Source organism: Mycobacterium sp. NGS68 (assembly GCF_059812195.1).
The window spans coordinates 1-25475 of record NZ_JCALCE010000051.1; the positions used below are offsets into that span (position 1 = coordinate 1).

At 68.1% G+C, this 25475-nt stretch carries 22 protein-coding genes and 2 pseudogenes; 14 read left to right on the forward strand and 10 right to left on the reverse strand.

Annotated features, from left to right (window positions below; genetic code table 11):
* Nucleotides 1-16 precede the first annotated feature (16 nt).
* Nucleotides 17-793, forward strand: coding sequence for a glucose 1-dehydrogenase (locus AC5Y5V_RS29235; protein ID WP_499942282.1), 777 nt, complete (start codon nt 17-19; stop codon nt 791-793).
* 11 nt (nt 794-804) lie between these two features.
* Here the strand turns inward: AC5Y5V_RS29235 and AC5Y5V_RS29240 are convergent, their stop codons facing one another.
* On the reverse strand, nt 805-2499 hold the full coding sequence (locus tag AC5Y5V_RS29240; protein WP_499942284.1) for a multicopper oxidase family protein: 1695 nt from the start codon (nt 2497-2499) through the stop codon (nt 805-807).
* Between the two features lie 345 nt (nt 2500-2844).
* Here AC5Y5V_RS29240 and AC5Y5V_RS29245 point away from each other — a divergent pair, with 345 nt between their 5' ends.
* On the forward strand, nt 2845-3732 hold the full coding sequence (locus AC5Y5V_RS29245) for a PPE family protein (protein WP_499942286.1): 888 nt from the start codon (nt 2845-2847) through the stop codon (nt 3730-3732).
* Nucleotides 3733-3735: 3 nt separating this feature from the next.
* Here the strand turns inward: AC5Y5V_RS29245 and AC5Y5V_RS29250 are convergent, their stop codons facing one another.
* The 3 genes from AC5Y5V_RS29250 to AC5Y5V_RS29260 form a co-directional block, all read right to left on the reverse strand.
* Nucleotides 3736-4458, reverse strand: coding sequence for an SDR family NAD(P)-dependent oxidoreductase (locus tag AC5Y5V_RS29250; protein WP_499942288.1), 723 nt, complete (start codon nt 4456-4458; stop codon nt 3736-3738).
* A 2-nt stretch (nt 4459-4460) separates the two neighbouring features.
* Nucleotides 4461-5237: an SDR family oxidoreductase gene (locus AC5Y5V_RS29255; RefSeq protein ID WP_499942290.1), complete on the reverse strand. Its 777-nt coding sequence runs from the start codon at nt 5235-5237 to the stop codon at nt 4461-4463.
* A 104-nt stretch (nt 5238-5341) separates the two neighbouring features.
* Complete coding sequence (locus tag AC5Y5V_RS29260; protein ID WP_499942292.1) at nt 5342-8164, reverse strand: helix-turn-helix transcriptional regulator; 2823 nt, start codon at nt 8162-8164, stop codon at nt 5342-5344.
* An 87-nt stretch (nt 8165-8251) separates the two neighbouring features.
* Between AC5Y5V_RS29260 and AC5Y5V_RS29265 the strand changes: the two genes are divergently transcribed.
* The 10 genes from AC5Y5V_RS29265 to AC5Y5V_RS29310 all read left to right on the forward strand — a co-directional run bounded on the left by AC5Y5V_RS29265 (nt 8252) and on the right by AC5Y5V_RS29310 (nt 19036).
* A complete protein-coding gene (locus tag AC5Y5V_RS29265) occupies nt 8252-9058 on the forward strand; it encodes an SDR family NAD(P)-dependent oxidoreductase (RefSeq protein ID WP_499942294.1) in 807 nt (268 codons plus the stop codon).
* A gap of 113 nt (nt 9059-9171) precedes the next feature.
* Nucleotides 9172-9999, forward strand: a complete 828-nt coding sequence (locus tag AC5Y5V_RS29270) for an SDR family NAD(P)-dependent oxidoreductase (RefSeq protein WP_499942297.1) — start codon at nt 9172-9174, stop codon at nt 9997-9999.
* Nucleotides 10000-10130: 131 nt separating this feature from the next.
* Nucleotides 10131-10787: a TetR/AcrR family transcriptional regulator gene (locus AC5Y5V_RS29275; protein ID WP_499942299.1), complete on the forward strand. Its 657-nt coding sequence runs from the start codon at nt 10131-10133 to the stop codon at nt 10785-10787.
* Nucleotides 10788-10798: 11 nt separating this feature from the next.
* Nucleotides 10799-10993 carry a ferredoxin gene (locus AC5Y5V_RS29280; RefSeq protein ID WP_499942302.1) on the forward strand — a complete coding sequence of 65 codons (195 nt, stop codon included), beginning with the start codon at nt 10799-10801 and terminating at the stop codon, nt 10991-10993.
* 5 nt (nt 10994-10998) lie between these two features.
* Entirely contained in the window at nt 10999-12243 is a 1245-nt protein-coding gene (locus AC5Y5V_RS29285) for a cytochrome P450 (RefSeq protein ID WP_499942306.1), read from the forward strand.
* A 138-nt stretch (nt 12244-12381) separates the two neighbouring features.
* Nucleotides 12382-13443 carry an amidohydrolase family protein gene (locus AC5Y5V_RS29290; RefSeq protein WP_499942341.1) on the forward strand — a complete coding sequence of 354 codons (1062 nt, stop codon included), beginning with the start codon at nt 12382-12384 and terminating at the stop codon, nt 13441-13443.
* Between the two features lie 71 nt (nt 13444-13514).
* Nucleotides 13515-14684 (forward strand): M24 family metallopeptidase, encoded by a 1170-nt coding sequence (locus AC5Y5V_RS29295; RefSeq protein ID WP_499942345.1) that lies wholly within the window; start codon nt 13515-13517, stop codon nt 14682-14684.
* Entirely contained in the window at nt 14674-15792 is a 1119-nt protein-coding gene (locus AC5Y5V_RS29300; RefSeq protein WP_499942308.1) for a M24 family metallopeptidase, read from the forward strand. Before AC5Y5V_RS29295 ends, AC5Y5V_RS29300 begins: the two co-directional genes overlap by 11 nt.
* The gene (locus AC5Y5V_RS29305) at nt 15793-18213 is read left to right on the forward strand and encodes a CaiB/BaiF CoA transferase family protein (RefSeq protein WP_499942310.1); all 2421 of its coding nucleotides are present in this window, start codon (nt 15793-15795) and stop codon (nt 18211-18213) included. It abuts the gene before it with no gap.
* Nucleotides 18214-18229: 16 nt separating this feature from the next.
* A complete protein-coding gene (locus AC5Y5V_RS29310) occupies nt 18230-19036 on the forward strand; it encodes an SDR family NAD(P)-dependent oxidoreductase (RefSeq protein ID WP_499942312.1) in 807 nt (268 codons plus the stop codon).
* 10 nt (nt 19037-19046) lie between these two features.
* On the opposite strand, the gene AC5Y5V_RS29315 is transcribed toward AC5Y5V_RS29310, so the two are convergent.
* From AC5Y5V_RS29315 to AC5Y5V_RS29330, 4 genes are all read right to left on the reverse strand, one after another.
* Complete coding sequence (locus AC5Y5V_RS29315; RefSeq protein ID WP_499942314.1) at nt 19047-19883, reverse strand: SDR family NAD(P)-dependent oxidoreductase; 837 nt, start codon at nt 19881-19883, stop codon at nt 19047-19049.
* Nucleotides 19884-19894: 11 nt separating this feature from the next.
* A complete protein-coding gene (locus tag AC5Y5V_RS29320; protein WP_499942316.1) occupies nt 19895-20734 on the reverse strand; it encodes a mycofactocin-coupled SDR family oxidoreductase in 840 nt (279 codons plus the stop codon).
* Nucleotides 20735-20769: 35 nt separating this feature from the next.
* Nucleotides 20770-21972 carry a cytochrome P450 gene (locus tag AC5Y5V_RS29325; protein ID WP_499942318.1) on the reverse strand — a complete coding sequence of 401 codons (1203 nt, stop codon included), beginning with the start codon at nt 21970-21972 and terminating at the stop codon, nt 20770-20772.
* A gap of 219 nt (nt 21973-22191) precedes the next feature.
* A complete protein-coding gene (locus AC5Y5V_RS29330) occupies nt 22192-22845 on the reverse strand; it encodes a TetR/AcrR family transcriptional regulator (RefSeq protein WP_499942320.1) in 654 nt (217 codons plus the stop codon).
* 270 nt (nt 22846-23115) lie between these two features.
* Here AC5Y5V_RS29330 and AC5Y5V_RS29335 point away from each other — a divergent pair.
* Both AC5Y5V_RS29335 and AC5Y5V_RS29340 read left to right on the forward strand, forming a co-directional pair.
* Nucleotides 23116-23676, forward strand: a pseudogene (locus AC5Y5V_RS29335) (acyl-CoA dehydrogenase family protein); the annotation flags it as partial.
* 153 nt (nt 23677-23829) lie between these two features.
* A pseudogene (locus AC5Y5V_RS29340) lies at nt 23830-24243 on the forward strand (acyl-CoA dehydrogenase family protein); the annotation flags it as partial.
* A 49-nt stretch (nt 24244-24292) separates the two neighbouring features.
* Here AC5Y5V_RS29340 and AC5Y5V_RS29345 read toward each other — a convergent pair.
* On the reverse strand, nt 24293-24604 hold the full coding sequence (locus AC5Y5V_RS29345) for a DUF4190 domain-containing protein (protein WP_499942322.1): 312 nt from the start codon (nt 24602-24604) through the stop codon (nt 24293-24295).
* A 53-nt stretch (nt 24605-24657) separates the two neighbouring features.
* Nucleotides 24658-25428 carry an acyl-CoA dehydrogenase family protein gene (locus AC5Y5V_RS29350; RefSeq protein ID WP_499942348.1) on the reverse strand — a complete coding sequence of 257 codons (771 nt, stop codon included), beginning with the start codon at nt 25426-25428 and terminating at the stop codon, nt 24658-24660.
* Between the last annotated feature and the right edge of the window lie 47 nt (nt 25429-25475).

Genomic DNA, 25475 nt, shown 5'->3' on the forward strand with positions numbered 1-25475 from the left:
GAAGGGGAGTTGTCACATGAGCGAGAATTCGGCCCAACTGGCGGACAAGGTTGTCGTCGTCACCGGTGGCGCGCGGGGACTGGGCGCCGCATTCGCCGGTCTCATCGTCGGCAGGGGCGGCAAGGTGCTGATCGCCGACCTGCTCGACGACGACGGCACGCGACTCGCCGAGGAACTCGGCGCGTCCGCGCGTTATGTCCACCTGGACGTCACCGATCCGGCCCACTGGTCGCGCGCGGTGCAGCTCGCCAATGCCGAGTGGGGGCGCCTCGACGGGCTGGTCAACAACGCCGGTGTGTCGACTGGACAATTCATCGAGCAGGAACCGCTTGAGCACTTCCGGTCGGTGCTGGAAGTGAACCTGGTCGGGGTGTTCAACGGCATCCAGGCAGTGATTCCGGCGATGCGTGCTACGGGCGGTGGCTCGATCGTCAATATCTCCTCTGCGGCGGGGCTTTTCGGCCTCGCGCTGACCGCGGGCTACGGTGCCTCGAAGTGGGGTGTCCGCGGGCTGACCAAGGTCGCCGCGGTCGAGCTGGCCGGTGACCGCATTCGGGTCAACTCGGTGCATCCGGGCATGACCTACACGCCCATGACCGAGCACGTGGGAATCCAAGTCGGCGAAGGCAATTACCCGAACACGCCGATGGGACGGGTTGGCCTGCCCCAGGAGATTGCCGGCGCGGTGGGCTATCTGTTGTCCGACGACGCCGCCTACACGACCGGCGCGGAGATCGCGGTGGACGGGGGCTGGACCGCCGGCCCCACCGTCGGTTACGTGATGGGGCAGTAGCAACCCGTCCGTCAGAGCAGGTAGTCCAGGCGGGTCTGCATTCCCGCGTCCTGATGATAAGTATTGTGGCAGTGCAGCATCCACGTGCCAGGATTGTCCGCGACTAGGACGGCGCTTACTTTCTGCTTGGGTAGCACGATGACGGTGTCCTTACGCGCCCCGAGGCTGCCGTCGGCCTTGATCAGCTGCAGGGAGTGGCCGTGCAGATGCATGGGATGCCACATCATCGTCGTGTTGTCGAAGGTGATGGTGGGCCGCTGGCCCAACCGGATGTGCAGTGGATCGGTGCCGGTGTAGGGCCGTCCGTTGATCGTCCAGTCGTACTTCATCATGGTCCCGCCCAGGACGACCGAGAGATTGAGGTTCGGTTCAGCCCTGCCCAGGTTGACCGGCGTTGTGGCGGTGAACATTTCGATGGTACCGACCCTCCGGCCGAGTTCGGCCGGGAGAAACCCCGGCTCGGGCTGGCTGCCGCCGCCGGTGGAGAGTAGCGCGCGCGCCAATGCATTCTTGCCTTCCGCCGCGGCGACCAACGGGAAGACGCCATCGCGGGCCGTGACGATCACGTCGTATCGTTCGGCCATCCCGATCAACAGCGCGTCGACCCGCGTGGGTACGACGGGGTAACCGTCCGTGTGCGTGACCGTCATCGCGTGGCCGGCCAGCGCCACGCGGAAGGCGGTGTCGGAACCGGCGTTTATCAACCGGATCCTGATTCGCTGGCCCGGCTGCGCGTTGAATGTCGTGGGGGCGGCAGGAATTCGGCCGTTGATCAGATAGTAGGGGTAGGCGATGTCGCCGGCGTCGCCACCCAGCAGGTCGCTCTTGTCGATGCCCTGCCCGGACGTCCCCGGCATCTGGGGTATCCCGGTGCTCGACGTCGCGCTCGTCGCAGACGTACCCGACGTTCCCGACGTTTCCGACGTCGGACTCGGCCCGCTCGTCCTGCTGGTCGAAGTCGAAGTCGTCGAAGTTGTCGAAGTCGTCGAAGTCGTGGAAGGCGCGGTGCTCGTCGGACTCGGCGTCGTCATGGCGGGCATGCTGCGCCTGTTCGGGTCCGTCAGCTCGTCGTAGAGCTGTTGCGGCGACTTGCCGACGCCGTCCGTCCAGTCGTCGAGGACGACGATCCATTCAGCGTCGTAGTTCCCCGGCTCGGTTGGGTCGTCGATGATGACCGGCAGATACAGACCCATGTCGGTGTCGAGGCCGGTGTGCGGATGGCCCCAATAGGTCCCGGCGTGCGGGACGGAAAACCGATACGTGAAGTCCTGGCCGGCGGGGATGTTCGGGGTGGCGGGTTCGGCGCCGTCCATGTCGTTGCGCAGCGAGATGCCATGCCAATGCAGCGACGTCGGATGATTGAGCCGGTTGGCGACCGTGACGGCGAGTTCGTCGCCGATGCGGGCCCGGATGACAGGCCCGGGGATGGTGTTGCCGTACGCAAACGTGCGGGCGGTCAGGCCGCCCAGGTCGATCTCCGCCTGCTGCACGGTCACGTTGGCGGTGACGGTGCGACCGCTATGTGGCCGGGTCGCTTCCGCCTTGGCGATGGCGTCGGCCATCTTGGCTGCCTCACCGGACAGGCGGGGCTTGGGGTCGTCGCAGGCCGCCAACCCGAATCCGCCGACCACGCCGGCCGCCAGGAAGCCGCGCCTGGTGAGCCGCGCCGCGTCGAAAGGCACCCCGCCGGTGGGCGGCACAGGCATAGCCCCTCCTCGTCTGCTGTCGAAACGTCCCGAGGGTCTACCGTGCTCGGGTAGCTGACGTAGCGCAACCGCCTGCCCGATCGCGGCGATGTCGGCGCCCAACACGTCGCGACGGGTGCCGCGGTTACGACCGTGTTACCGTCCGCGATTCGGCTTGCTAGCGGCCGGCCGTCGTAGTTTGCTGGCGGGATGTTCATCGGTCCTGCGCCCAGGCGTTGCCGTCAGGCGTCGTGATCACGATTGGCGAACCCTCCGCTAACGATTCCTCCCGGCCCGCGTTGCGACCGTCCGCGGCTGGGTGGCGCGTTGCTATGAAGGCCGCAGAGGTCGGTCGGAGGTAAGCGCATGGACTACGGGGCGTTACCGCCTGAGATCAATTCGGCCCGAATGTATTCGGGCCGCGGCTCGGACCCGATGCTGGCCGCCGCGGCCGCCTGGGACAAACTCGCCGACGACCTCTACCGAACCGCGGCCGATTTCAACTCGATCATCCTGGCGCTGACGGACGACGGCTGGCGGGGCGACGCCGCGGAGGCGATGGCCGCCGCCGTGATCCCGTACGTGCGCTGGTTGACGGATACCGCGGAGCAGGCCGAGGCCGTCGCCGGGCAGGCCAGGGCCGCCGCCAGCGCGTTCGAGAACGCGTTGGCCGCGACGGTGGCACCACCGGCGATCGAAGCGAACCGCGCGCGGCTGGCGGCGCTGATCTCGGGAAACGTCGTCAACCTGGACACGCCGTCGGTGACGGCCCTCGAGGCGGACTACGACGAGATGTGGGCCCAGGACGCCTCCGCGATGTACCGCTACGCGGGTGCGTCGGCGCTGGCCGCGAACCTGACGCCGCTGGCGCCGCCTGCGCTGTGCGACAGCCTGGCGGGATCGGCGGACGCCGACGCCGGCATACCGGACATCCTGGCGTCGGCGATGGCCGCGGTGCCGCGGGCGCTGCGCAGTCTCGGACAACCCGCACAGTCGGCGTCGGCCACCGCGACGATGTCGACCATGCTGCGGATGCGACCGTTCGCGTCCCCGGTGAGTGCGTTTGCCGCGGCCATCGGCTCGTCGGCAAGCATGACGTCGTCGGGCACCTCGGCTGCGTTGACTGCGAAGACGCCGGACTGGCCCGAACTCAAAGTGCGGGCGGCTTTCGGCCGCGCCCGGCTGGCCGGGCGGTTGCCGGTGCCACCCAACTGGGGCGACGCCGCCTTCGGTGCCCTGCGTTCTATCGCCTGAGGGCTATACGGCCGCGCCGCCGCCGTCGACGTGCAGCGTCGACCCCGTGATGAAGCTGGACCGCGGTGAGCTCAGAAACAGCACCGCCTCGGCGATCTCGGACGCGAACGCGGTGCGGCCCAACGGCAGCGCACGGCCGAGTTCCTCGTTGACGTCCCCCCACGCCGCTTCGACCCCGAGGGTGCGGGTGGGACCGGGCGCCACGCTGTTCACCCGCACCCCGCTCGACCCGAACTCGGCGGCCCAGGTCCGGGTGAGCGACTCCAGTGCGGCCTTGGAGGCGCTGTAGCCCGACGCGCCGGGCACTCCCTTGAACGCGACCATGGTGGTGACGTTGACGATGCTGCCCCGACCGCGTTGCAGCATCCCGGGCACCAGGCCGGCGACCAGGAAGTAGGCGCCGCGCACGTTCGTGTCGAACAGCGACTCGAACGTCGCCAGGTCCTGGTCGACGGTCAGCGCCGACGGGAAGCTGGCCGCGTTGTTGACGATGATGTCGACGTCGCCGCACTTCCGCACAAGCGAATTCACCGATTCGGCGTCGGACATGTCGGTCTGGACGAATCGCGCGTGAGCGCCGATCGCTTCGACGGCCTGTTCGCCCCGGTCCCGGTCCCGGCCCGAGATGATGACCGAGGCGCCCTCGCTGGCGAGCAGCCGCGCCGACTCCAGCCCGATGCCCGCCGTCCCGCCAGTGACCACGGCGGTGTGGTCCAGCAGTTCCATGGCTAGTGTGCGGCGCTCGGAACGCGGGAGGCCATCCAGTCGCCGAAGGTGGTCGGGTAGATGGTCACCTCTTCGCCGTCCGGGCCTTCCAGGGGAACGATGCTGCGCTCGTCGAGCACGGCCCCGAAATAGCGCGCTTCGGGGTCGGTCACGACCCGGCGCGGATCGCCGGTCGCGGTAAGCCAGGCCCGGATGAAGTCGTCCATGCCGCGCTTCTCGGGGCCCGCGATGTTGACGACGCCGTTGACCGGGTCGGCGACCGCGGCGCGGGTGACGGCCGTGGCGACGTCCGCGGCGGCGATGGGCTGGAACGCACCGTGCGGCGCCCGGACCGTGTCGCCGTCGGTCATCGAATCGGCAATGCCGTCAACGAATTCGAAGAATTGCGTCGCCCGCACGATCGTGAACGGCGCCCCCGATTCCGTGATCACCTTCTCTTGGGCGATCTTGCCCCGCATGTACCCGCTCTCGGCGGCCCGGTCGGCGCCGACGATCGACAGCGCGACGTGATGCGCGACGCCGGCCGCCCGTTCCGCCTCGAGCAGGTTGCGACTCGACGTCGTGAAGAAGTTGAGCACGTCGTCGTCGGACCAGGACGGCGAATTCGCGACGTCGACCACGGCGTGCGCACCGGCAACGACCTCGGCCACGCCTTCGCCGGTGAGGGTGTCGACGCCCGAGCGGGGTGAGGCCGACACCGCCTCGTGTCCCAGTTCGACGAGCTGGGCGATCACCTGCGAGCCGATGAGTCCAGTGCCGCCGATGACAACAATCTTCATGATCAGGCCTTTCCCGGTCCGCGATGAATTCTCCGATCCAGCATCGCACCGCGCCCCGGCCCGTCGAGCCCTTGAAAGTCCGTAGTCCTACCGACCCCTTGGGCTCACGGGGCGGACGCGCCCCGCAGTTGCCGGCGCGAGGTGATGCCGAGCTTCGCGAACACCTTGCGCAGGTGCCATTCGACGGTGTGCGTGCTGATGAACAGCTGCGCGGCGATCTCGGGGTTCGTCAGGCCTTCGCCGGCCAGCCGGGCGATCTGTGACTCCTGCGCCGTCAGTTGGCCCCCGGGCGCCGCGGCGTCTTTGCCGGACCGCCGGCTCACCTTGCGGCCGCTGACAAGCAGCTCGCGGCGGGCGCGCTCGGCGAATGCGTCGGCCCCCATGCGGGTGAACATCTCGTGGGCGGTGTGCAACTGCGCGCGGGCGTCGATCCGGCGGTTGCAGCGCCGCAGCCATTCGCCGTAGACCAGGTGGGCGCGGGCAAGCTGCACGACAATCCGGGTTCGCCCGAGCTTTTCCACCGCCTCCCGGTAGTGGGCTTCGGCCGTCCGGTCGTCGGCGAGCAACGCCCGCGAGCGAGCCAAAACGCCGGCGGCCCAATCCGTTCCACTGTTCAGGGCGCGTTCCTCGAGTAGGCGCAAACCGTCGCGGGCGGCCGCCCACTGTCCGCTGCGCGCGCCCGCCTCGACCAGCTCGACGAGGCACCAACCGAACAGGCCCAGATCCTCGTCTTCGCAGGCGTGCCGCGCGGCCGCGAACGCCTCCTCGTAGCGGCCGAGGCCGTTGTACAGCACCGCGGTGGCATAGCTGGTCAACCCGACGACACGGCCCTCGCCCCTGGTGGTTCCGTCCGCCGCCGCCGTCTCGATCAGGCTCAGCGCCTCAGCCTCGGTGCCGCGCAACGCCGCCAACAGCACCGAGTGGTACTTGACCGGCGCATAGCCCGTCGCGGCGGTGATCGCGTCGGCCTCTCCGATCAGTTCCGAAGCCGCCACGAACTCGCCGGCCTGCACATGCACCCCGGCGCGGTAGACCAGCGCGAGCGGCAGCACGGCCAGCGCGCCGGCATCGCGGGCGAGCCGCACCGCGTGGGTGGCCAGCGCGTGCCAGACGTCGTCGTCCCACACCTCGTGTGCCGCGGACTCCTGCACGATGGGAAAGGCCTGCCAAATCCACTCCAAGACGTCGCCCTCGCCGCGTTCGGCCGCGGTGCGGATCAGCGTCAATGCCTCGCGCAGCGTCGGCAGGCTGGCGGCGTGGCCATCGGTGGCGCGTATCGCGATGCCGTCCAGCAGGCGGTCGACGGGCCGCGCGGGTTGCGGCCCCGGCGGCGCTCCGCGGGCCGTCGTCGCAGTCATCCGGATGCCGCCGTGCGGGCACAGCCGCCCCCCGAACAGCGCCGCCCCCACGGCCTCCAGGTACGCCTCCCGCGACTGCGCGTCGTCGAGCGTTTCCAGTTGGCCGGCGGCGCTCAGCAGGCCGACCGCCGTGTCGGAGACCGGCGGCGCATCGGCGTCACCACTACGGCTTCTGGCGAAGGCGATCTGGGCGCGCAGCCGTGTGGCGCGGGCCTGCTGCAGGTCGTTCAGCCCCGCCGACTCGGCGGTCGTCAGCAGGTCTTCGGCGGCGTCGAACGCAGCGACGTCGCGCTTGGCCTGCGCGGCCGCGAGCGCCCGGGCGCCACGGCGTCTCGGATCGGCGGTGAGCTGCGCGGCCCGCTCGAGGAAGGCGGCCGCGGCGGCGACGCCCCCGCGGGCCTGCGCGCGGTCCGCGGAGCGTTCCAGTTGGGCGGCGACGGACTCGTCCGGACCGGGCGCCGCGATCGCCAGGTGCCAGGCGCGCCGGTCGGGATCTGCATCGGGGTCGGTCGCCTCGGCCAGTGCGCGATGTGCGCGGCGACGCTCTATCAGGTCCGCCGTGCGGTACGCGGCCGAGCGCACCAGGGGATGACGGAACCGCACCCGGGTCCCCACGTCGACAAGGCCCGCCGCTTCGGCCCCCGCGGCCGCGTCCGGCGGCAACCCCAGCCGCTCGGCGGCGCGCATCAGCAACGCCGCGTCGCCGACCGGCTCCGCCGCCGCGGTGAGCAGCAACTGCTGGGCGTGGTTGGACAGCGACCGGATCCGGCGCAGAAATGTCTGTTCGATCTGGCCCGCGAGCGGCCGGATGCCGGGCCACTCGAAGCCCCCGGCCAGCTCGGCGGCCGTCAAGCCCCTCGGCAGTTCCAGCAGCGCCAGCGGATTGCCGCGCGTTTCGGCGACGATCCGGTCGCGCACCTGATCGTCCAGCCTGCCCAAGAAGACGGAGTCCAGCAGGGCGCGCGCATCACCGGGCCCCAGGCCGCGGACCGGCAACTGCGGCAGCCCGGCGAACTCGTCGGGACCCGTGTCGTCGCGCACCGCGAAAATCATTGCCACCGGCTCGGCGATCAGCCGCCGGGCGACAAAGGCCAGCGTCTGCGCCGAGACGCGGTCGATCCATTGCGCGTCGTCGACGACGACGATCAGCGGTTTGCTGTCGGTGGCCGCCCCAATCAGGCTGAGCGCCGCCAGGCCGACGAGAAAGCGGTCCGGTGCCGAGCCGGCACTGCGCCCGAACGCGATGTCCAGCGCATCACGCTGCGGAGCAGGTAGGCGATCGGCGCAGTCGAGCAGGGGGCCGCAGAGTTGCTGTAACCCGGCATAGGCGAGCTCCATTTCCGACTCCACGCCGCTCATCCGCGCCGCACGGAAGCCCGACGCCTGCTCGGAGGCGAAGTCAAGCAGCGCCGTCTTGCCGATGCCGGCTTCACCGCGCAGCACGAGCACCTGGCTCTGGCCCGCGCGGGCGGCGGACATCACCCGTTCGAGCGTCGTGCATTCAGCACGCCGACCGCGCAAATGTTGCGCCCGGTGACCCGTCACGCGCCCTGTCGCATCCGATTTCATTTGCTAGGCAACCTTACCGAGCGGTCACGCGCCCGGTCGTAAATCAACTGCTTGACTTAACCGGTCCGCCGCCGATTAACTCGTCGTGTGGCTAACGAACTCGCCGGCAAGGTCGCGATCGTCACCGGCGGTGCGTCGGGCATCGGCCGCGGCACGGTGGAGCGGTTCGTCGCCGAGGGTGCGCGGGTGGTCGTCGCCGACGTCGAGGCCGACCGGGGCGAGGCACTGGCCGCGTCCCTGGGCGCGGAAGCCTACTTCCACCGGACAGATGTCTCCGACCCCGCGCAGGTGGGTGCGCTCGTGGCCGCTGCCGTCGAGAAGTTCGGCGGGTTGGACATCATGGTGAACAACGCCGGCGTTTCCGGGCCGCTGCGCCGACTGCTCGACGACGATCTGAGCGACTTCCACCGCATCATGTCGGTCAACGTGCTCGGCGTGATGGCGGGGACGCGGGATGCGGCTCGGCACATGGCCGTGCACGGCGGCGGATCAATCATCAACATGACGTCGATCGGCGGGATCCAGGCCGGTGGCGGTGTGATGATCTACCGCGCGTCGAAGTCGGCGGTGATCCAGTTCACCAAGTGTGCGGCAATCGAGTTGGCGTATAACGAGATTCGGGTCAACGCGATCGCGCCGGGGAGCATACCGACGCCGATCGTGGCCACGTCGGCCGAGCCGATGGATCCCGCGGAACTCGAGCGGTACGAGGCGCGCATTCGCCAGACCCAGCGCGACGACCGGCCGCTCAAGCGTGAGGGCACGCCCGACGACGTCGCCGAGGCGGCGCTCTACTTCGCCAGCGAACGTTCCAGGTATGTGACCGGCACGGTGCTGCCCGTGGACGGCGGAACTGTCGCCGGCAAGGTGATCCGGTCCAGCCGTCGGTCCTGACCCTGCTGTCTGACCGCGAGCAGACGCGGAATCGCACCATTGCCCGTCGAATCGTGCGATTCTGTGTCTGCTCGGCGCAGTGCTTGCGGCTGTCACGGTGACGCAGGAGGGCCATGGACGGGTTCGCAGGGAAGGTGGCCGCGATCACCGGTGCCGGTTCGGGAATCGGGCGGGCGCTGGCGGTGGAACTTGCCCGTTCCGGCGCACGGCTGGCGGTCAGCGATTTCGACGCGGACGGGCTGGCCCAAACCGAAGAGCTCATCCGCGATCTCGGCGCGCAGGTGCGCGCAGACCGGCTCGACGTCACCGAGCGCGAGGCGTTCCTCGTCTACGCCGACGCCGTCAAGGCTCATTTCGGGACGGTCAACCAGATCTACAACATCGCCGGCATCGCGTTTCTCGGCGACATCGAAGTCAGCGGTTTCAAGGACATCGAGCGGATGCTGGACGTCGACTTCTGGGGCGTGGTCAACGGAACCAAGGCCTTCCTGCCGCATCTCATCGCCTCCGGTGACGGCCACGTCGTCAACATGTCGAGCATGTTCGGGTTGGTCGGGGTCCCGGGTCAGGCCGCCTACAACTCGGCGAAGTTCGCCGTGCGCGGTTTCACCGAGGCGCTGCGCCACGAGATGATCGCGGCAAGTCACCCGGTCGCGGCGACGGTGGTGCACCCCGGATATGTCAAGACCCCGATCGCGCGCCACGCGGAAGTTGTTGAGGGCCTTGACAAGGAAGTCGCCGTCAAGGTGTTCGAGCGGCTTGCGATCACCAGCGCCGAGCGGGCGGCGCGGGTCATACTGAAAGGCGTCCGGCAGAAGAAAGCCCGCGTGCTGGTGGGCCCGGACGCCAGGGCTTTCGACGTGCTGGCGCGGGTGCTGCCGGCGGGCTATCAGCGCATCCTCGGGCCGATCACCGTCCGCTTCCAGTCGCCTCCGCGTTAGTAACGCGAACAGACGCAACAGCACCCGACACCGGGCGGGCGGGTGCTTGTGCGTCTGCTCGCGCCAGCCATTGCAGCCAAATTAAATCAGTCGCTTGACTTAATACCGGCCCGCGCGGTTCACTGGGTGGCATGACCGCAGCCGCCAGGACCGTGCGCACCGAGCGCGCCACCTCCACGCAGGAGGCGATCCTCGCCGCCGCCGAGCGACTGTATGCCGAACACGGCATGTTCGCGGTGTCCAACCGTCAGGTCAGCGAGGCCGCCGGGCAAGGCAACAACGCCGCGGTGGGGTATCACTTCGGCACCAAGGCCGACCTGGTTCGCGCCATCGAACAGAAGCACCGCGGACCGGTGGAGCAGTTGCGCGAGCAACTGGTGTCGGAGCTCGACGGGTCTGCCGAGATGCGGGACTGGGTGGCCTGTCTGGTGCGCCCGCTCACCGAACACCTTGAGACGCTGGGTAATCCAACCTGGTACGCGCGCTTCGCGGCACAGGCGATGACCGATCCCGCCTATTACAACATCATCGTCAAGGACGCGCTGAGTTCGCCGTCGCTGGTTCAGGTCGTCGACGGCATCAACCGCTGCCTGCCCGACCTGCCGGCCGAGGTCCGCTTCGAACGCAACGTGATGGCCCGCAACCTGCTGATGCACAGCTGCGCGGATCGGGAACGCGCACTCGCCGCCGGTACCTCAATGCACCAATTGTCTTGGCGAGCAGCGGCATCCGGCCTGATCGACGCGATCGTGGGCCTGTGGATGGCGCCCGTGACACCGCAGGAGTGAAGAGTCCGCACATGAAAGTGACCGTCGACCAAGATAGCTGCGCCTCCTCGGGCAACTGCGTGATGAACGCGCCCGAGGTGTTCGACCAGCGGGACGACGACGGCGTCGTCGTGCTGCTCAACGCCAACCCGTCGGCCGACGAGGCCGAGGGCACGCGCCGGGCGGCCGCGGCCTGCCCCGCGCTAGCGATTCATATCGAGGAATGAGAACGATGTCGGAAACACTGGCAAGTCAGGCGGCCGAGACCGCTTCCGAAATACCGGAGTATCCGATGGCCAGGGCGGCAGGCTGTCCCTTCGCCCCGCCGCCGGACGTCATGGCGTTGGCCGAAGAGCGTTCCCTGTCGCGAGTGCGGATCTGGGACGGCAGCACACCGTGGCTCATCACCGGCTACGAGCAGTGCCGAGAGCTGTTCTCCGACTCCCGGGTCAGCGTCGACGACCGGGTGCCAGGCTTTCCCCACTGGAACGCCGGGATGCTGTCGACAGTGCACAAGCGTCCCCGATCGGTGTTCACCGCCGACGGCGAAGAGCACACCCGGTTTCGCCGCATGCTGTCGAAGCCGTTCACGTTCAAGCGGGTTGAAGGGCTGCGGCCGTCCATCCAGCAGATCACCGACGACCACATCGACGCCATGCTGTCCGGGCCCAAGCCCGCCGACGTCGTCACGGCGTTGGCGCTGCCGGTGCCCTCCCTGGTGATCAGCCAGTTGCTGGGGGTGCCCTACGCGGACGCCGAGATGTTCCAGCACCACGCCAACGTCGGCCTGGCCCGCTACGCGACGGGTGAGGACACCGTAAAGGGCGCGATGAGTCTGCACAAGTACCTGTGCCAACTCGTCGAAACCAAGATGGAAAACCCGGCAGAAGATGCGGTTTCCGATCTGGCGGAACGGGTCAGGGCCGGTGAACTCAGCGTGAAAGAGGCCGCCCAGCTAGGCACCGGCCTGCTGATCGCGGGCCACGAGACCACCGCGAACATGATCGGGCTGGGTGTGCTCGCGCTGCTGGAAAACCCCGACCAGGTCGCCGTCATCCGCGACGCCGAAGATCCCAAGATCGTGGCGAGCGCGGTGGAGGAGCTGCTTCGGTACCTGAGCATCATCCAGAACGGCCAGCGCCGCGTCGCCATCGAAGACATCCACATCGCCGGCGAAGTGATCCGCGCCGGCGAGGGCATCATCATCGACCTGGCCCCGGCCAACTGGGACCCGGATGCCTTCACCGAGCCCGATCGCCTGTACCTGCACCGGTCGAACGCCGACCGCAACGTCGCCTTCGGTTACGGACGGCATCAATGCGTCGGCCAGCAGCTCGCCCGCGCGGAGCTACAGATCGTCTTCCGCACGCTGTTCCGCCGCATTCCCACCCTGGCGCTGGCGGTCCCGGTCGCCGACATCCCGTTCAAACACGACCGACTCGCCTACGGCGTCTACGAACTGCCGGTCACCTGGTAAGCCTGATTACTAAGCCCAATTGGAAGGTCAACGATGTCGACTCAGACTGTCTCCCTCTATCCGCCGGAAGGCTATGGCGCACCGAAAGACCGTCGCGGCCACGCCAGCGGCCGCGACGTCGGCCTGCCGGAAGGCACCGTGGTCTTCTCCGCGGACAACCACATCTCGTTGGCCGCCGACATCTTCTACGAGCGCTTCCCGGACGACCTCAAGGACAAGGCGCCGCGCATCTGGTACGAGGACGGCGCCTATCAGGTCGGGCGCAAGGGCCAGTCGTTTCTGCCCGGCGACTTCAGTGCGGTGCTGATGCAGTACGACGACCTGCCGGGCGCCGCGAGCACCAACATCGAGGCCCGCATCCAGGAGCTGCGCGAGGACGGTGTCGACAAGGAGCTGGCCTTTCCCAACGCGGTGCTGGCCCTGTTCCACTACCCGGACAAGAAACTGCGCGAGCTCGCCTTCCGCATCTACAACGAGTACATCGCCGAACTGCAGGAACGCTCAGGCGGCCACTTCTACGGCGCCGGGTTGATCAACTGGTGGGACCCGCAGGGCACGCGTCGCACGCTGGACGAGCTGAAGTCGTTGGGGCTCAAGACGTTTCTGATGCCACTGAACCCTGGCAAGGATGACGAAGGCAACCCGATCGACTACGCCAGCACGTCGATGAACCCCGTGTGGGACGAGATCGAAGCCTCGGGCCTGCCGTTGACCCACCACATCGGCGAGACCCCGCCGAAGAGCCCGTGCGAGTTCAACAGCGTCGTCGTCGGCATGATGATCAACATCGACGGATTCCGGGAAACGTTCTCCAAGTACATCTTCGGGGGCATCCTCGACCAGCACCCTGGACTGCGGATCGGTTGGTTCGAAGGCGGCATTTCCTGGGTGCCGTGGGCGCTGCAGGACGCCGAGCACCTGGTCGCGTCGTACCGCCACATGTTCAATCGGCCGCTGCTGCACGACGTGCGGTACTACTGGGACAACCACATGTCGGCGTCCTTCATGGTCGACCCGCTGGGCCTGGAGCTGATCGACAAGATCGGTGTGGACAAGGTCATGTGGTCCTCGGACTATCCCCACAACGAGAGCACCTACGGCTACTCGGAGAAGTCGCTGGCGGCCGTCGTCGACGCCGTCGGGCCGCAGAACGCCGCGCGCATCGTCAGCGGCAATATCACCGAATTCCTGGGCTTGTGACCACGTTTGCACAGGCAAGCCGCGCCTCCGGCAGCGGGTTGGTGATTCCCGAGGTACCCGATCTGGCGCGGATGCGTGCCGAAACCGGGGCGCGGTTGCGGACGGCGATGGCCGACCGCGGCGTCGACGCAATGATCCTGCTGGGCAACAACGCCGTGGCCTATGCCACCGGAACCGGTTGGCCCCTGGGTGATGCCGGCGTCTCGCACGTGGAGCGGCCGGTGGCGGTGGTGCTCGCCGACGACGAGTGGCCGCACCTGTTCCTGCCGTTCCGCGAGGGCGCCGCGCAGGAGTCTGACCTGCCCGGGGATCACCTGCACGGACCGGTCTATCTCGAATACGACGAGGGCGTAGAGGATTTCGCGCGTTCGCTGACCGACCTGATCCGGCCCGGATCGGTGGTCGCGGTCGACGAGCTCACCGGCGCTATGTCGCGGGCGCGAAAGCTGTTGTTCCGAGGCGAGGCTCCGGTCGATGCCGCCGCGGTGGTCAGCGCCGCGAAGCTGATCAAGACCGCCGACGAACTGTCCTGCATGCGCACCGCCATCCGGATCACCGATGAGGCGATGGTCGACGTGCAGAAGGCCCTGGCCCCCGGCATCCGCCAGATCGAGTTGTCGGCGTCCTTCCTGCGCAGGGCCTTCGAATTGGGCGCCACGGCAAGCATGCTCGAACCGATCTGGCAGGTGATGCCGCGGACCAAGGCCGAAGGAGTCTGGACGACGCACGGTGACCTCGCGTTGCCGCTGTTGACCACCGAGCGCGAGCTGGTCGAAGGCGATGTGCTGTGGACCGACGTCAGCATCACCTACGGGGGTTACTGCTCGGACTTCGGCCGCACCTGGATCGTCGGCCGCGATCCGACGCCGCGGCAGCAGGCGCAATTCGAGCGGTGGTCGGACATCATGGCCGCCGTTCTGGACGTCGCCCGCGCCGGCGCGACCGCGGCCGATCTGGGCAGGGCGGCCATCGCCGCCAACGGTGGCGTCCGGCCCTGGTTGCCGCACTTCTACCTGGGCCACGGCATCGGCGTGAACGCGGCCGAAATGCCCATGATCGGTACCGATCTCGGCGACGAGTTCGACGAGAACTTCGTCCTGCAACCGAACATGGTGCTGGTGCTCGAGCCGGTGGTGTGGGAGGACGGCACCGGCGGCTACCGCAGCGAAGAGGTGCTGGTGATCACCGAGGAAGGCTGGACAGGATTGACCAACTACCCCTATGACCCCTATGGGAACTGAAGTCCTGCCCGACGATCGGGCCCTGCGCTCGGGGCGCCGGGAACGCGCGCTGGCCCAGATGGCCGCCCACGATCTCGACGTCCTGGTCCTCGGGCGGCAGGCGAACGTGCGCTATGTCGCGGGCGCGCCGCAACTCTGGGTTGCCGGCACCCGGCCCTTCGGGCCGACCTGCGTGCTGGTGCGCGCGACCGGTGCGATCCATCTGCTCAGCACCTGGGACGAAGGTGTTCCCGACGACATCCCGCACGAAAACCTCTACGGCATCTCGTGGAATCCGGCCAACACCATCGCGGCGCTGGGCCGCATCGAGGGCGCGGCCACCGCACGCCGCGTTGGAACAGACGCGCTGTCACCGGTTTTCGCGAAGCTGCTACCGACGGCGTTCCCGAATGCCGAACTGGTCGACGGCGAGCTGGCGATGCGCGCGGCCCGGCGCATCAAGACCGACGAGGAACTCGGCGCGCTCCGGCAGGCGATCGGGGTGGCCGAATCGGGCCTGGCCGCCGCGGTGGCGGAGCTGCGGCCCGGCGTCACCGAACGGACACTGGCCGCGGTGCTGCTGGAGGCCCTCGCCGCGGGCGGGGTGAGCACCCCGTCGAATCAGGATGTCGCTTGGGTCACCAGCCGTGATCATCCATGGCGCCGGGCCACGTCCGACGGCCGCGTGCAACCGGGCGACCTGGTCGCCTTTTCCGCCGGGGTGTTGGCGGGGGGCTACATCGGCGAGGTGGGACGCACCTGGCCTGCCGGCGACACCGAGGGAGCCGGTCCGCTCTATAAGCGGTGGGATGCGTTGTGGTCCAGGCTGATAGCGGCGTGTCGGCCGGGGGCCGGCGCCGATGAGCTGCTCGCCGCCTATCCGGCGGCGGGGGAGTCGCCGCCGCCGATGCCGGTGGCTCGGGGCCTGGGCATGGGCTTCGACTCGCCGGTCATCTCGCCGCGACTGCCGTCCACGGCGGCCGACGAACGGCTGGAACCCGGCATGGTGCTCGCCGTGACGGGCTACGTCTGGGAACGCGGAGTGGGCGCGGTGTTCGGGCGCGAGGCGGTTCTGATCACCCCCGACGGGTCCGAACTGCTGACCTCGAGCCCGTCCTGGCAGGCGTGAGTGGGGGAGTCGCGGCCCGAAACCCCACCGCCTCTGGCCGGCTATTCGGTCGTCGACCTGTCTACCGGCATCGCCGGTGCGTACTGCACGAAGCTGCTCGCCGACGGTGGCGCCGACGTCGTCAAAATCGAACCGCCGGAAGGTGATCCGCTGCGGCAATGGTCGTCGTCCGGCGCGGCCATCCCACCCGGCGACGACGGCGCGCTGTTCAGCTTCCTGGCGGGCGGCAAGCACAGCGTCGTCGCCGACCCGTCGAGTGCCGACGACGTCGAGTTGGTCAGCCGACTGCTGGCGGCGGCCGACGCGGTGGTCTGGACCGGCGGCTCGAAAGTCGCCGAACATCAACGCTTCACACCGTCTGCGATCCACGCCGCCCACCCACACCTGACGGTCACGGCGATCACCCCGTTCGGCCTGGAGGGTCCCTGGCGGGACCGGGCGGCGACCGAGTTCACCCTGCAGGCGTGGTCCGGCGGAATCGTCGGATTGGGCCGCGGGTTGGCGAGCCGGGCACCGGTGTTCGTCGGCGGGCAGGTCGGCGAGTATCTCGCCGGCGCCTACGCGAGCGCGGCGACCCTCACGGCCAGATGGCGCCAGAGCGACTGCGGCACGGGTGAACTCGTCGACCTGTCGATGCTGGAAACCTCGATCCTGTGCCTCACGTACTACCCGGTCAGCTACTTCGAGATGCTCGGCCGGCCCTGGCGGGACGCCCGCCGGCTCACGGTGCCGGGGGTGGCGCAGGCGAAAGACGGCTTGGTGGACCTCGGGTGTGGCACGGCGCAGCAGTGGTTCGACCTGTGCGCGATGGTCGGCCACCCGGAGTGGATCGACGAGCAGTCAACGCTGTCGATCACCGAGCAGGCCAACATCCACGCCGAGGACATTTATGCCTGGGTGCGGAGCAACCCGGCGGACGAGATCCGTGAGCTTGCGACGGCATTCCGCATCCCCAACGCGCCGGTCGCCAACGGCGCAAACATTGCGTCGCTGGATCATTTCGTCGAGCGCGGCGCGTTTCGGCGCAATCCGCGCGACGGCTTCCAGCAGCCCGGACACCCCTACCGGATGCAGCCCGCGCGGCTTCGGGAGCCGCGCGCCGCGCCGCGACTCGGCGAGCACACCGCCCGTTATCGCTCCGCGGATCTGACGCCGCGGCCCGCACCGACTTCGGCGCCAAAAGGTCTGCCGTTCAGCGGACTTCGAGTGCTGGATCTGACGACGTTCTGGGCCGGCCCGAGCTGCACCCACTTTCTGGCGCTGCTCGGCGCCGAGGTCATCCACGTGGAATCCGCCCGTCGCCCCGACGGCACCCGCCTGATCGCCGGCGTGCCGGTCAGCGAAGACCGGTGGTGGGAAAAGTCGCCGATCTTCGCCGCTCTGAACAGCAACAAGAAGGGCGTGGCGCTGGACCTGCAGAGCCCGCGGGGGCGGGAACTGCTGCGCCGGCTGATCGCGACCTGCGATGTGGTGGTGGAGAACTTCACCCCGCGGGTGCTGGACCAGATCGGCCTGGATTTCGCTGCCGTACAAGCGGTCCGGCCCGATGCGGTCATGCTGCGAATGCCGGGTTTCGGCCTGGACGGCCCGTGGCGGGACAATCCGGCGTTCGCGTACGCGATCGAGTCGGCGGCCGGCCTGAGCTGGTTGACGGGATACCCCGACCGGCCGCCGTATGAGCCGTACTCCATCGGTGACCCCAACGCGGGCGTGCACGCGCTCAACGCGCTACTGCTGGCGCTGGAGCACCGTCGCCGCACCGGTGAAGGTGTGTTCGTCGAAGCGGCCATGGTCGATGCCGCGCTGAGCATCTCCGCCGAGCAGGTCATCGAATACTCCGCATACGGTGCCCTGCTGCAACGCGACGGCAACCGCGGCCCGACCGCGTGCCCGCAAAACCTCTACCGCACCTGCGACATGGACGAGTTCGGCCGCCCCGACAGCTGGGTGGCCATCGCGGTGGCGACGGACCTGCAGTGGGAGCGGCTGCGTGACTTACTAGGATCGCCCTGCTGGGCAGCCGATCCCGCGCTGTCCGCGGAGTCTGGTCGGCGCGCACACCAGGACCTGCTCGACGAACGCCTTGCGCAATGGTGTGCGGATCGCAGCGGCGACGACGTCGTCGCGGCCCTGTGGGACGCCGGTGTCCCGGTGGCCAAGGTGATGCAGCCGCATCGCCAGACGGAGCTCGACCAGTTGGCGTTCCGCGGCTTCTTCGAAGAGGTCGATCACCCGGTGAACGGCCGGGCTAAGCTCAGCACCGTGGCGATGAGGTTCTCCGGCGGGCCCGATGAGTTCCACACCCAACCCGCTCCGCTGCTCGGGCAGCACAACCACGATGTGCTGAGCGAACTCGGATTGACTCCCGCCGAGATCGCCGACCTGGAAGCCGCCGGCGTCATCGGGCAGCGGCCGGCATGACTCGCGCCAGGTAGCCATGGCGATCGAACCCTCGGACATCCTGCTGACCGACCGCGTGGCGGTGGTGACGGGCGGCGGCTCGGGCATCGGGCGGGGCATCGCCGCCGGCTTTGCGGCGTTCGGCGCGAAGGTGGCCATCTGGGAGCGCAACCCCGACAGTTGCGCGCACGCTGCCGAAGCGATTGGCGCACTGGGCATCACCACCGACGTCCGGGACAGCGGCCAGGTCGACGCGGCGTTGGCGCGCACCACGGCCGAATTGGGCACACCCACGATCCTGGTGAACAACGCCGGCGGGGTGTTCTCGTCGAAGCTGTTGGAGACCAGCGAGAACGGCTGGGATGCGCTGTACCGCGCCAACCTGCGCCACGTGCTCCTGTGCACCCAGCGCGTGGCGCGTCAACTGGTCGCAGCAGACCTGTCCGGCAGCATCATTGCGGTCACGTCCATTGAAGGCGTCAGGGCCGCACCGGGATACGCCGCGTATGCCGCCGCCAAGGCGGGCGTCATCAACTACACCAAGACCGCGGCGCTCGAACTGGCGCCGCATCGGATACGCGTCAACGCGATAGCGCCCGACATCACGCTGACCGAAGGGCTCGCGGCGCTCGGCGGGGAGGACGCCACGGCCGCGATGGGTGCCGTCGTCCCGTGGGGACGTCCCGGTCATGTCGACGAAATTGCCGGCACCGCAGTCTTTCTCGCGTCGTACATGTCCACCTACATCACCGGGCAGACGTTGCACGTCGACGGAGGCACGCACGCGGCGGGCGGCTGGTACCACGACCCGCACACCGGCGACTACCGCCTGGGGCCGAGTTAGCCCGCGGAACTCAGTGGCGCCAGCCCTCGGCGGCCTGTTCGTCGAAAGTGCGATCGATGCGGTCGAACCGCCGACGAATCGAGGCGCGGGACGCCTCGTGCGGCAGGATGTAGAGCCGGTTGGCCACTATCGCGTCGGCGATCAGGCGTGCGGTGTCCTCGACGCCCAGGGTGTCATCCTGCGCGGGCAGCGCCCCGAGCGACCCGGTCACGTCGGGCGTCGAGGCCAGTCCGTAGTCGGCGCCGCGGATGCGCTCCGAGTTGGCCAGCAAGTTGGTGTCGATGACCATCGGACAGAGCACCGACACACCGATGCCATTGTCCTTGACCTCACGCGCCAGCGTCTCGGCGAGCGCGACGACGCCGTACTTGGCGACGCCGTACGTCCCAAGGCCGGCGTTGGGCACCAACCCGGCGAACGACGCGGTGAACGCGATGTGCCCGCCCTTGCCCTGTTCGAGCAGTCGCGGCAGGAACGCCTCGACGGCGTGGATCGAGCCCCACAGGTCGATGTCGATCACCCAGCGCCAGTCCTCGTGCGTCATCTCGGCGATCGGGCCCGCCACGCAGATGCCGGCGTTGCTGAACACGACGTCGACCTGGCCGAGCAGGCGGAACGCCTCGTCCGCGAGCGCGTTGACCTCCTCGAGGTAACGGACGTCGCACATCACACCGTGCGCCTCGAATCCCTGGCCGCGCAGGTGCGCGACGGCCCGCTCCAGCCCGGGTTTGTCAATGTCGGCCAGAACAAGCTTGGCGCCGCGGCCGGCGAACTCGGTGGCGGCGGCGAAGCCGATTCCGCTCGCGCCGCCCGTGATGACCGCCCCGCGTCCCTCGAATCCATCCATACGAGGGAACTTTATTTCAGGCAGCTACCCGCATCGACAGGCAGGGTGACGCCGGTCACGTACCGGGATTCGTCGGAGGCAAGGAACAGCACCGCATTGCTGATGTCGACCGCATCCACCCACGGGACCGGCAGCGTGTGGAACATCTGACAGATCGGGGCCATGTCGTCGGGTCCCGGGTTCTCCAGGTCGGGCCGGAACAGCCTCCAGGTGCCCTCGTTCATGATCATTGCCGTGCTGACGTGCGTGGGGTGGACGGAGTTGACGCGAATCATGTGCTGGCCCAACTCGACTGCGAAGGAGCGCATGATGCCCACTACGCCGTGCTTGGCGGCGACATAGCTGCCGCAGTGCGGGTAGGCCTTGATGCCGCCCACGGAGCTGGTCAGGATGATCGAACCGCCCTTGCCGCCGGCGAGGATATGCGGCACACCGGCTTTCACGGTCTTCCACACGCTGGACAGGTTGACGTCGATCATCTCCTGCCAGTCGTACTCGCTGGTCTTGTCCAAAGTGTCGCCGCCGTTGCCGATTCCGGCGTTGGCGACGATGATGTCCAGCCGGCCCAGCTGTTCCACGCCGCCGTCCACCGCGTCTTTGAGTGCGTCGTAGTCGCGCACGTCGACCTCGGCCGTGACGATTCGGCGATTCAGGCCCTTGACCAGGTCGGCGGTCTCGGCCAGATCCTCGGGCGTCGACGCCGGAATGGTGGTGTTCTTGACGATCGGCTTGCACACGTCGACGGCGATGATGTCGGCGCCCTCCTCTGCCAGCCGCACCGCGTGGCTGCGGCCCTGGCCGCGCGCCGCCCCGGTCACGAAGGCGACCTTGCCTTCAACACGACCCGTCATGGTTTACCTCATTTCCTAGGTGATTTAGCCGACTTTCAGGCGAGATAAGCCGGCATGGTCTCCCAACCCCGCACCGTGGACGTCGGGGATAGCTTGCATTCGGACAGGTCGACGTCCCACTCCGGGAAGCGCTTCAAGATTTCCTCGAGCGCGATGCGGCCCTCGAGGCGCGCCAGCGCCGAGCCGAGGCAATAGTGGGTGCCGACGCTGAACGTCAGATGTTGGCGCGACTCGCGCCGGATGTCGAAAACGTCTCCGTCCGGCGGGAATTGGCGGTGATCGCGATTGGCCGCCCCGATCAGCATCATCATCACGCTGCCCGCGGGCACCCGCTGGCCGTAGTACTCCAAGTCGCGCGTGACGTACCGGGCGACGTGCGGGGCGGGCGGCTCGAAGCGCAGCAGTTCCTCGATCGCCGCGGGGATCAGCGACCGGTCTTCGGCGAGGGCCCGCCGCTGGTCGGGATGTTCGGCCAGCACCTTGCCGGCCCAGCCGATCAACCGCGTCGTCGTCTCGTTGCCGGCGCCGGACACCACGCTGACGTAGGTGAGCAGCTCATCGCGGCTGAGCCGCCGAACCGTGCCGGTCTCGTCCTCGAACTCGGCGTTGAGCAACTCGGTCATGATGTCGTTCGAGGGATGCTCCGCGCGCCAGTCGATGTACTGGCCGAAGAACTCGGGGCTCGCGATGTTGCCCATTGAGGTCTCCATCGGCTTGCCCGCCTCGGTGCGCATCTGCGCGTTCGCGAAGTCGCGGGCGGCTTCCTGATCCTGCTCGGGAACCCCCAGCAGCATGCCGATCACCCGCATGGGCATCTGCGCGCCGAGGTCGCCCACGAAGTCGAACCGATCGGTACCGACGAGCGGATCCAGGCTGCGCGCGCAGAATTCGCGGATCTTGGGCTCGAGCTCGTTGATCTTGCGCGGGGTGAACATCCGCGACAGCAGCTTGCGGTGGATGTCGTGGATCGGCGGGTCCTCGAAAATCACTGTGCCGGGCGGAATTTCGATGTTGGCCTTGATGAGCTCGAGGATCGCGCCGCGGGCCGAACTGAAGGTCTGGTAGTCGACGATTCCGCGGTCGACGTCGGCGAACCGGCTCAACGCGTAGAAGTCATGCTGCGCGTTGTAATACAGCGGGGCCTCTTCGCGCAGCCGCCGAAACATCGGGTACGGGTCGGCATTGAGCTCGACGTCGTAGGGATCGAAGTAGACGTCGCTGGCCGCGCTGACTGTCACGGATTCTCGCCCTCTCGCCGGAATTTGCCCCACCCGCGGTCGTCCCGTTCCGGCAGGAGAGCGCGCAGCGAGTCGCACCTGAACTCTGACATTCCCCACCGACAGTGTCAACGGCGGATCCGTTTTAGCTACTTCTAGTTCTGAATATTAGAGAATCAGATTCTCATGAGGCAAACCGCGTGCGCTATCTGCTCAGGCGTCCGGCGGACGGCCGGTCGATCAGGTACGGGCGAATCCCCGTGAGCAAAAGTCCCAGACCTCTTCGGAGGTGATGGGATGGACCGTCGAGTCGTCGGACCCGCCGCTGTATTGCGCGAGGAACATCACCGTCTGCATCGTCATAGCGGCCACCCGCTTGGCGTTGACCTCGGCGCGCAACTCGCCGGCCTCGCCCGCGGCTTCCATCAGCTCGGTCAGCAATGTCACCAGCGGGGCGTGGGCGACCTTAACCTCGGCCGGGTGCGTCACCAGCAAGCGCGGCGCGAAGTCGGTGAACAACGGGCGCTTGGCCGTCGGGTCCGGGCGGGAGGCCTCGTAGAGCAATTCGACGGCGACCTTCAGGCGTTCCAGGGGGTCGGAATGGCTCTCCGTGGCGGCCCGGATCTGGTCGGCCGACCGGCTCAACGCGTCTTCGAACAGCGCGAGCAGCAACTCGTGCTTGCCGTCGAATTGCAGGTAGAAGCTGCGCAGCGACTGGCGCGAGCGGTCCACTACCTCTTGGACCGTGAAGTCGGTGCTGCCCTTTTCGATGATGATGGCCTGCGCGGCGTCCAGGAATCGCTGCACACGCTGCGCGGCGCGCAGCTTGGCGGTCTTGATGGATCGCTCGACCGCGCGCTGCTTCCAGGCCGGCTCCTCGCCCGGATTGGTCACCGACGGCTCGGTCGATTGCCGCGAGGGGAGAACATGATTGGACTGTACCGGAGAACGCCGTGACATCGGTGCGCTCGACCCCCTCACGGACGACGTGTCGGAGATTGTAACTTTCTCACGACGAGAATACTATTCTCTTACACGTGTGTATGGAAGCGTAATCCAAAAGAGCGCGACTCGCCGTTGCGGAAAAGCTCGGCAATCAAAACCTCGGGGAGTGCTGTGCAGCTGACTTTTGACACGGACGTCGAGACGTTCCGAGCCGAGTTCGTGGCGTTCCTCGACGCGCATCTGCCGGAATTGGCCGAAGCGTTCGAACGGTCGCGGTCGAGTTCGCATATCCCCGCCTGGGCGAGGCGCTGGCAACGGCTGTTGTTCGACAACGGGTGGCTGCTGCCCGGCAACCCGCCGGAGTTCGGGGGCCGCAACGCCACGCTGCTGCAGCAGTACGTGCACAAGGAGGAGTTGGCGCGGCGGCGGATCTATCAGAGTTTCAATCCGCAGGGCATCGGCATCATCGCGGCGTCGCTGCTGTCGTTCGGCACCCAAGAACAGAAGCAGCGTTGGGCGGTCCCGATTCTGCGTGCCGAGATCACCGCGTCGCTGGGGATGAGCGAACCGGGCGCTGGCTCCGATCTCGCGTCACTGCGAACCCGGGCGGTGCTCGACGGCGACCACTTCGTGGTCAACGGCCAGAAGGTATGGACGTCGGGCGCCCACGACGCCGATGTGCTGTTGACCTTCGTACGCACCGATCCGGACGCGCCAAAACACAAGGGCATCAGCGTGTTACTGATCCCGACCGATGCCCCGGGTGTGGTGTGCCGTCCGTTCGCGTCGGTGTGTGACCGGGACGATGTCGACTTCAACGAGGTGTTCTTCACCGACGTCCGCGTGCCGGCCGAAAACCTGGTCGGTGAGCTCAACGGCGGCTGGCGGGTGGCCACCGGCTCGCTAGGTCACGAACGCGCCATGTTGTGGATGGACTACGTCGACCTGTTGCACGCGCTGGCAACTGATTTCGTGCCGAATGGGACGCTGCAGCGGGACCGCTACGCCACCCTGGTCATCGACGCGCATGCGCTGCAATTGTTGGGGTCGGCAGCCATCGCGAAGGCCGCTCGCGGCGAGGAGGATGTGCCCGCGCAATCGGTCCTCAAGCTCCTGGGCTCGGAGGCCCTGCAACGCGCCGCCGAGGACGCGTTGAACGCCGCGGACGCCGACGGGCTTGCGCTGCAGGCGGTTACCGCGCCCTTCGCGCCGCTCGACCTGGACAGTCACTACCGCAGTCGGTTCGACCGGTACGTGCGCACCTTCGCCGCCACCATCGCGGGCGGCACCTCCGAGATCCAGCGCAACATCATCGCCGAGCGGGTGCTCGGTCTGCCGCGAAATTAAGCCGCTCGTGAAGCCCTGTCCCCTGCGCCGACGGGCCCACCCCGACGAATCAGCACGGCTGGTAGGTGTCGAAAACCTTGCACCGGCGTTGCTGCTCGTGGTTGCTGTAGTACCAGAAATAGCTGACCACCGCGACGAACACCGCGAGGATCGCCACCACACCCAACACCATGCCGGCCGTCGCGGTCCCGGCCCTGGGCGCCGCGGCGCGCTTGGCGCGCGACCGCGCGATCGCACCGGTCACGATCGCGCCGATGCCGAAGAAAATCCCGATTACCGCCCAGGATGTGATGAGCGCGACCACACCCAGGATCAACGACACGACACCCAACTTGTCGCGGGGTGCGCCGGGCTGACTCATGTGCACAGATCTTAGGCGACTAAGCGGACTTTGCGGTGAACAGCCCGAAATTGCTACAGCTGAGCGAGCCGGGGTGCACTTCCTTCAGCCCTCAGGATCGCGCCGGCCTCACGGGTCAATTCCCGTGCGCTGCCGAGCAATCCGTCCAAGATGAGCGACCGCTTGACGTGCAGGTGCAGCTGATGCTCGGCGGTGAACCCGATGCCGCCCAGCACCTGCTGACAATGGCGCGCGGTGGTAAGCGCGGCCTGGCCGGCCGCGGCCTTGGCCAGCAGGCAGGCCAGGGCGTGCGAGCCGTCCGGATCCTCCGATATGTCTGCGGCGGCCAGCAGCGTCGCCTCGGCGCCTTCGATCGCGACCAGCGCCTCTGCAAGGCGATGCCGGATCGCCTGGAACGAGCTGATGTGGCGGCCGAATTGGACGCGGTCCACAGCGTGCTGGCGGGCCAGACCTAGCATCGCCCGGCTGGCGCCCACGAGCCACCAACCGAGCGCGCGGCGCCCCGCGGCCAGCGCGGTCGACGACGCCGGGCCCCGTTCTGCCACACGCTGTATCGGCAGTTCCTCGTCCAGCGCCGAACTCGTGTCGTCGGCGCGACCCCAGACCACCCACGAGCCGCCCGCGAACGGCAGCGCGACGGTGCCGCCGGGCTCCCGCCCGGCCCCGTGCAGCACGACGTCGTTGAGCACGGGAGCGTGCGCGCCGGACTCACCGAGCAGCCGGAACACCAGGGAAATCGCGACATCCGGCATTTCGTCGAGCATCTCGAGCCAGCCGAGATCGGCCAGCGTGGCGTCGAGCTTGGCGCCGGAAGCGCCCGTCATGGCCGTCCGCAGCGAGTCGGACAGCAACTGCAGCTCGGGATCGAGAG

Bases quoted from the DNA above. Each gene is read 5' to 3' on its own strand.
- AC5Y5V_RS29310 (WP_499942312.1), top strand. From the start codon at position 18,230: ATGGCGATCGAACCCTCGGACATCCTGCTGACCGACCGCGTGGCGGTG.
- AC5Y5V_RS29275 (WP_499942299.1), top strand. From the start codon at position 10,131: ATGACCGCAGCCGCCAGGACCGTGCGCACCGAGCGCGCCACCTCCACG.
- AC5Y5V_RS29255 (WP_499942290.1), bottom strand. From the start codon at position 5,237: ATGAAGATTGTTGTCATCGGCGGCACTGGACTCATCGGCTCGCAGGTG.
- AC5Y5V_RS29285 (WP_499942306.1), top strand. From the start codon at position 10,999: ATGTCGGAAACACTGGCAAGTCAGGCGGCCGAGACCGCTTCCGAAATA.
- AC5Y5V_RS29240 (WP_499942284.1), bottom strand. From the start codon at position 2,499: ATGCCTGTGCCGCCCACCGGCGGGGTGCCTTTCGACGCGGCGCGGCTC.
- AC5Y5V_RS29235 (WP_499942282.1), top strand. From the start codon at position 17: ATGAGCGAGAATTCGGCCCAACTGGCGGACAAGGTTGTCGTCGTCACC.
- AC5Y5V_RS29300 (WP_499942308.1), top strand. From the start codon at position 14,674: ATGGGAACTGAAGTCCTGCCCGACGATCGGGCCCTGCGCTCGGGGCGC.
- AC5Y5V_RS29315 (WP_499942314.1), bottom strand. From the start codon at position 19,883: ATGGATGGATTCGAGGGACGCGGGGCGGTCATCACGGGCGGCGCGAGC.
- AC5Y5V_RS29295 (WP_499942345.1), top strand. From the start codon at position 13,515: ATGCGTGCCGAAACCGGGGCGCGGTTGCGGACGGCGATGGCCGACCGC.
- AC5Y5V_RS29270 (WP_499942297.1), top strand. From the start codon at position 9,172: ATGGACGGGTTCGCAGGGAAGGTGGCCGCGATCACCGGTGCCGGTTCG.
- AC5Y5V_RS29260 (WP_499942292.1), bottom strand. From the start codon at position 8,164: ATGAAATCGGATGCGACAGGGCGCGTGACGGGTCACCGGGCGCAACAT.
- AC5Y5V_RS29345 (WP_499942322.1), bottom strand. From the start codon at position 24,604: ATGAGTCAGCCCGGCGCACCCCGCGACAAGTTGGGTGTCGTGTCGTTG.
- AC5Y5V_RS29280 (WP_499942302.1), top strand. From the start codon at position 10,799: ATGAAAGTGACCGTCGACCAAGATAGCTGCGCCTCCTCGGGCAACTGC.
- AC5Y5V_RS29320 (WP_499942316.1), bottom strand. From the start codon at position 20,734: ATGACGGGTCGTGTTGAAGGCAAGGTCGCCTTCGTGACCGGGGCGGCG.
- AC5Y5V_RS29245 (WP_499942286.1), top strand. From the start codon at position 2,845: ATGGACTACGGGGCGTTACCGCCTGAGATCAATTCGGCCCGAATGTAT.
- AC5Y5V_RS29350 (WP_499942348.1), bottom strand. From the start codon at position 25,428: ATGACGGGCGCTTCCGGCGCCAAGCTCGACGCCACGCTGGCCGATCTC.
- AC5Y5V_RS29250 (WP_499942288.1), bottom strand. From the start codon at position 4,458: ATGGAACTGCTGGACCACACCGCCGTGGTCACTGGCGGGACGGCGGGC.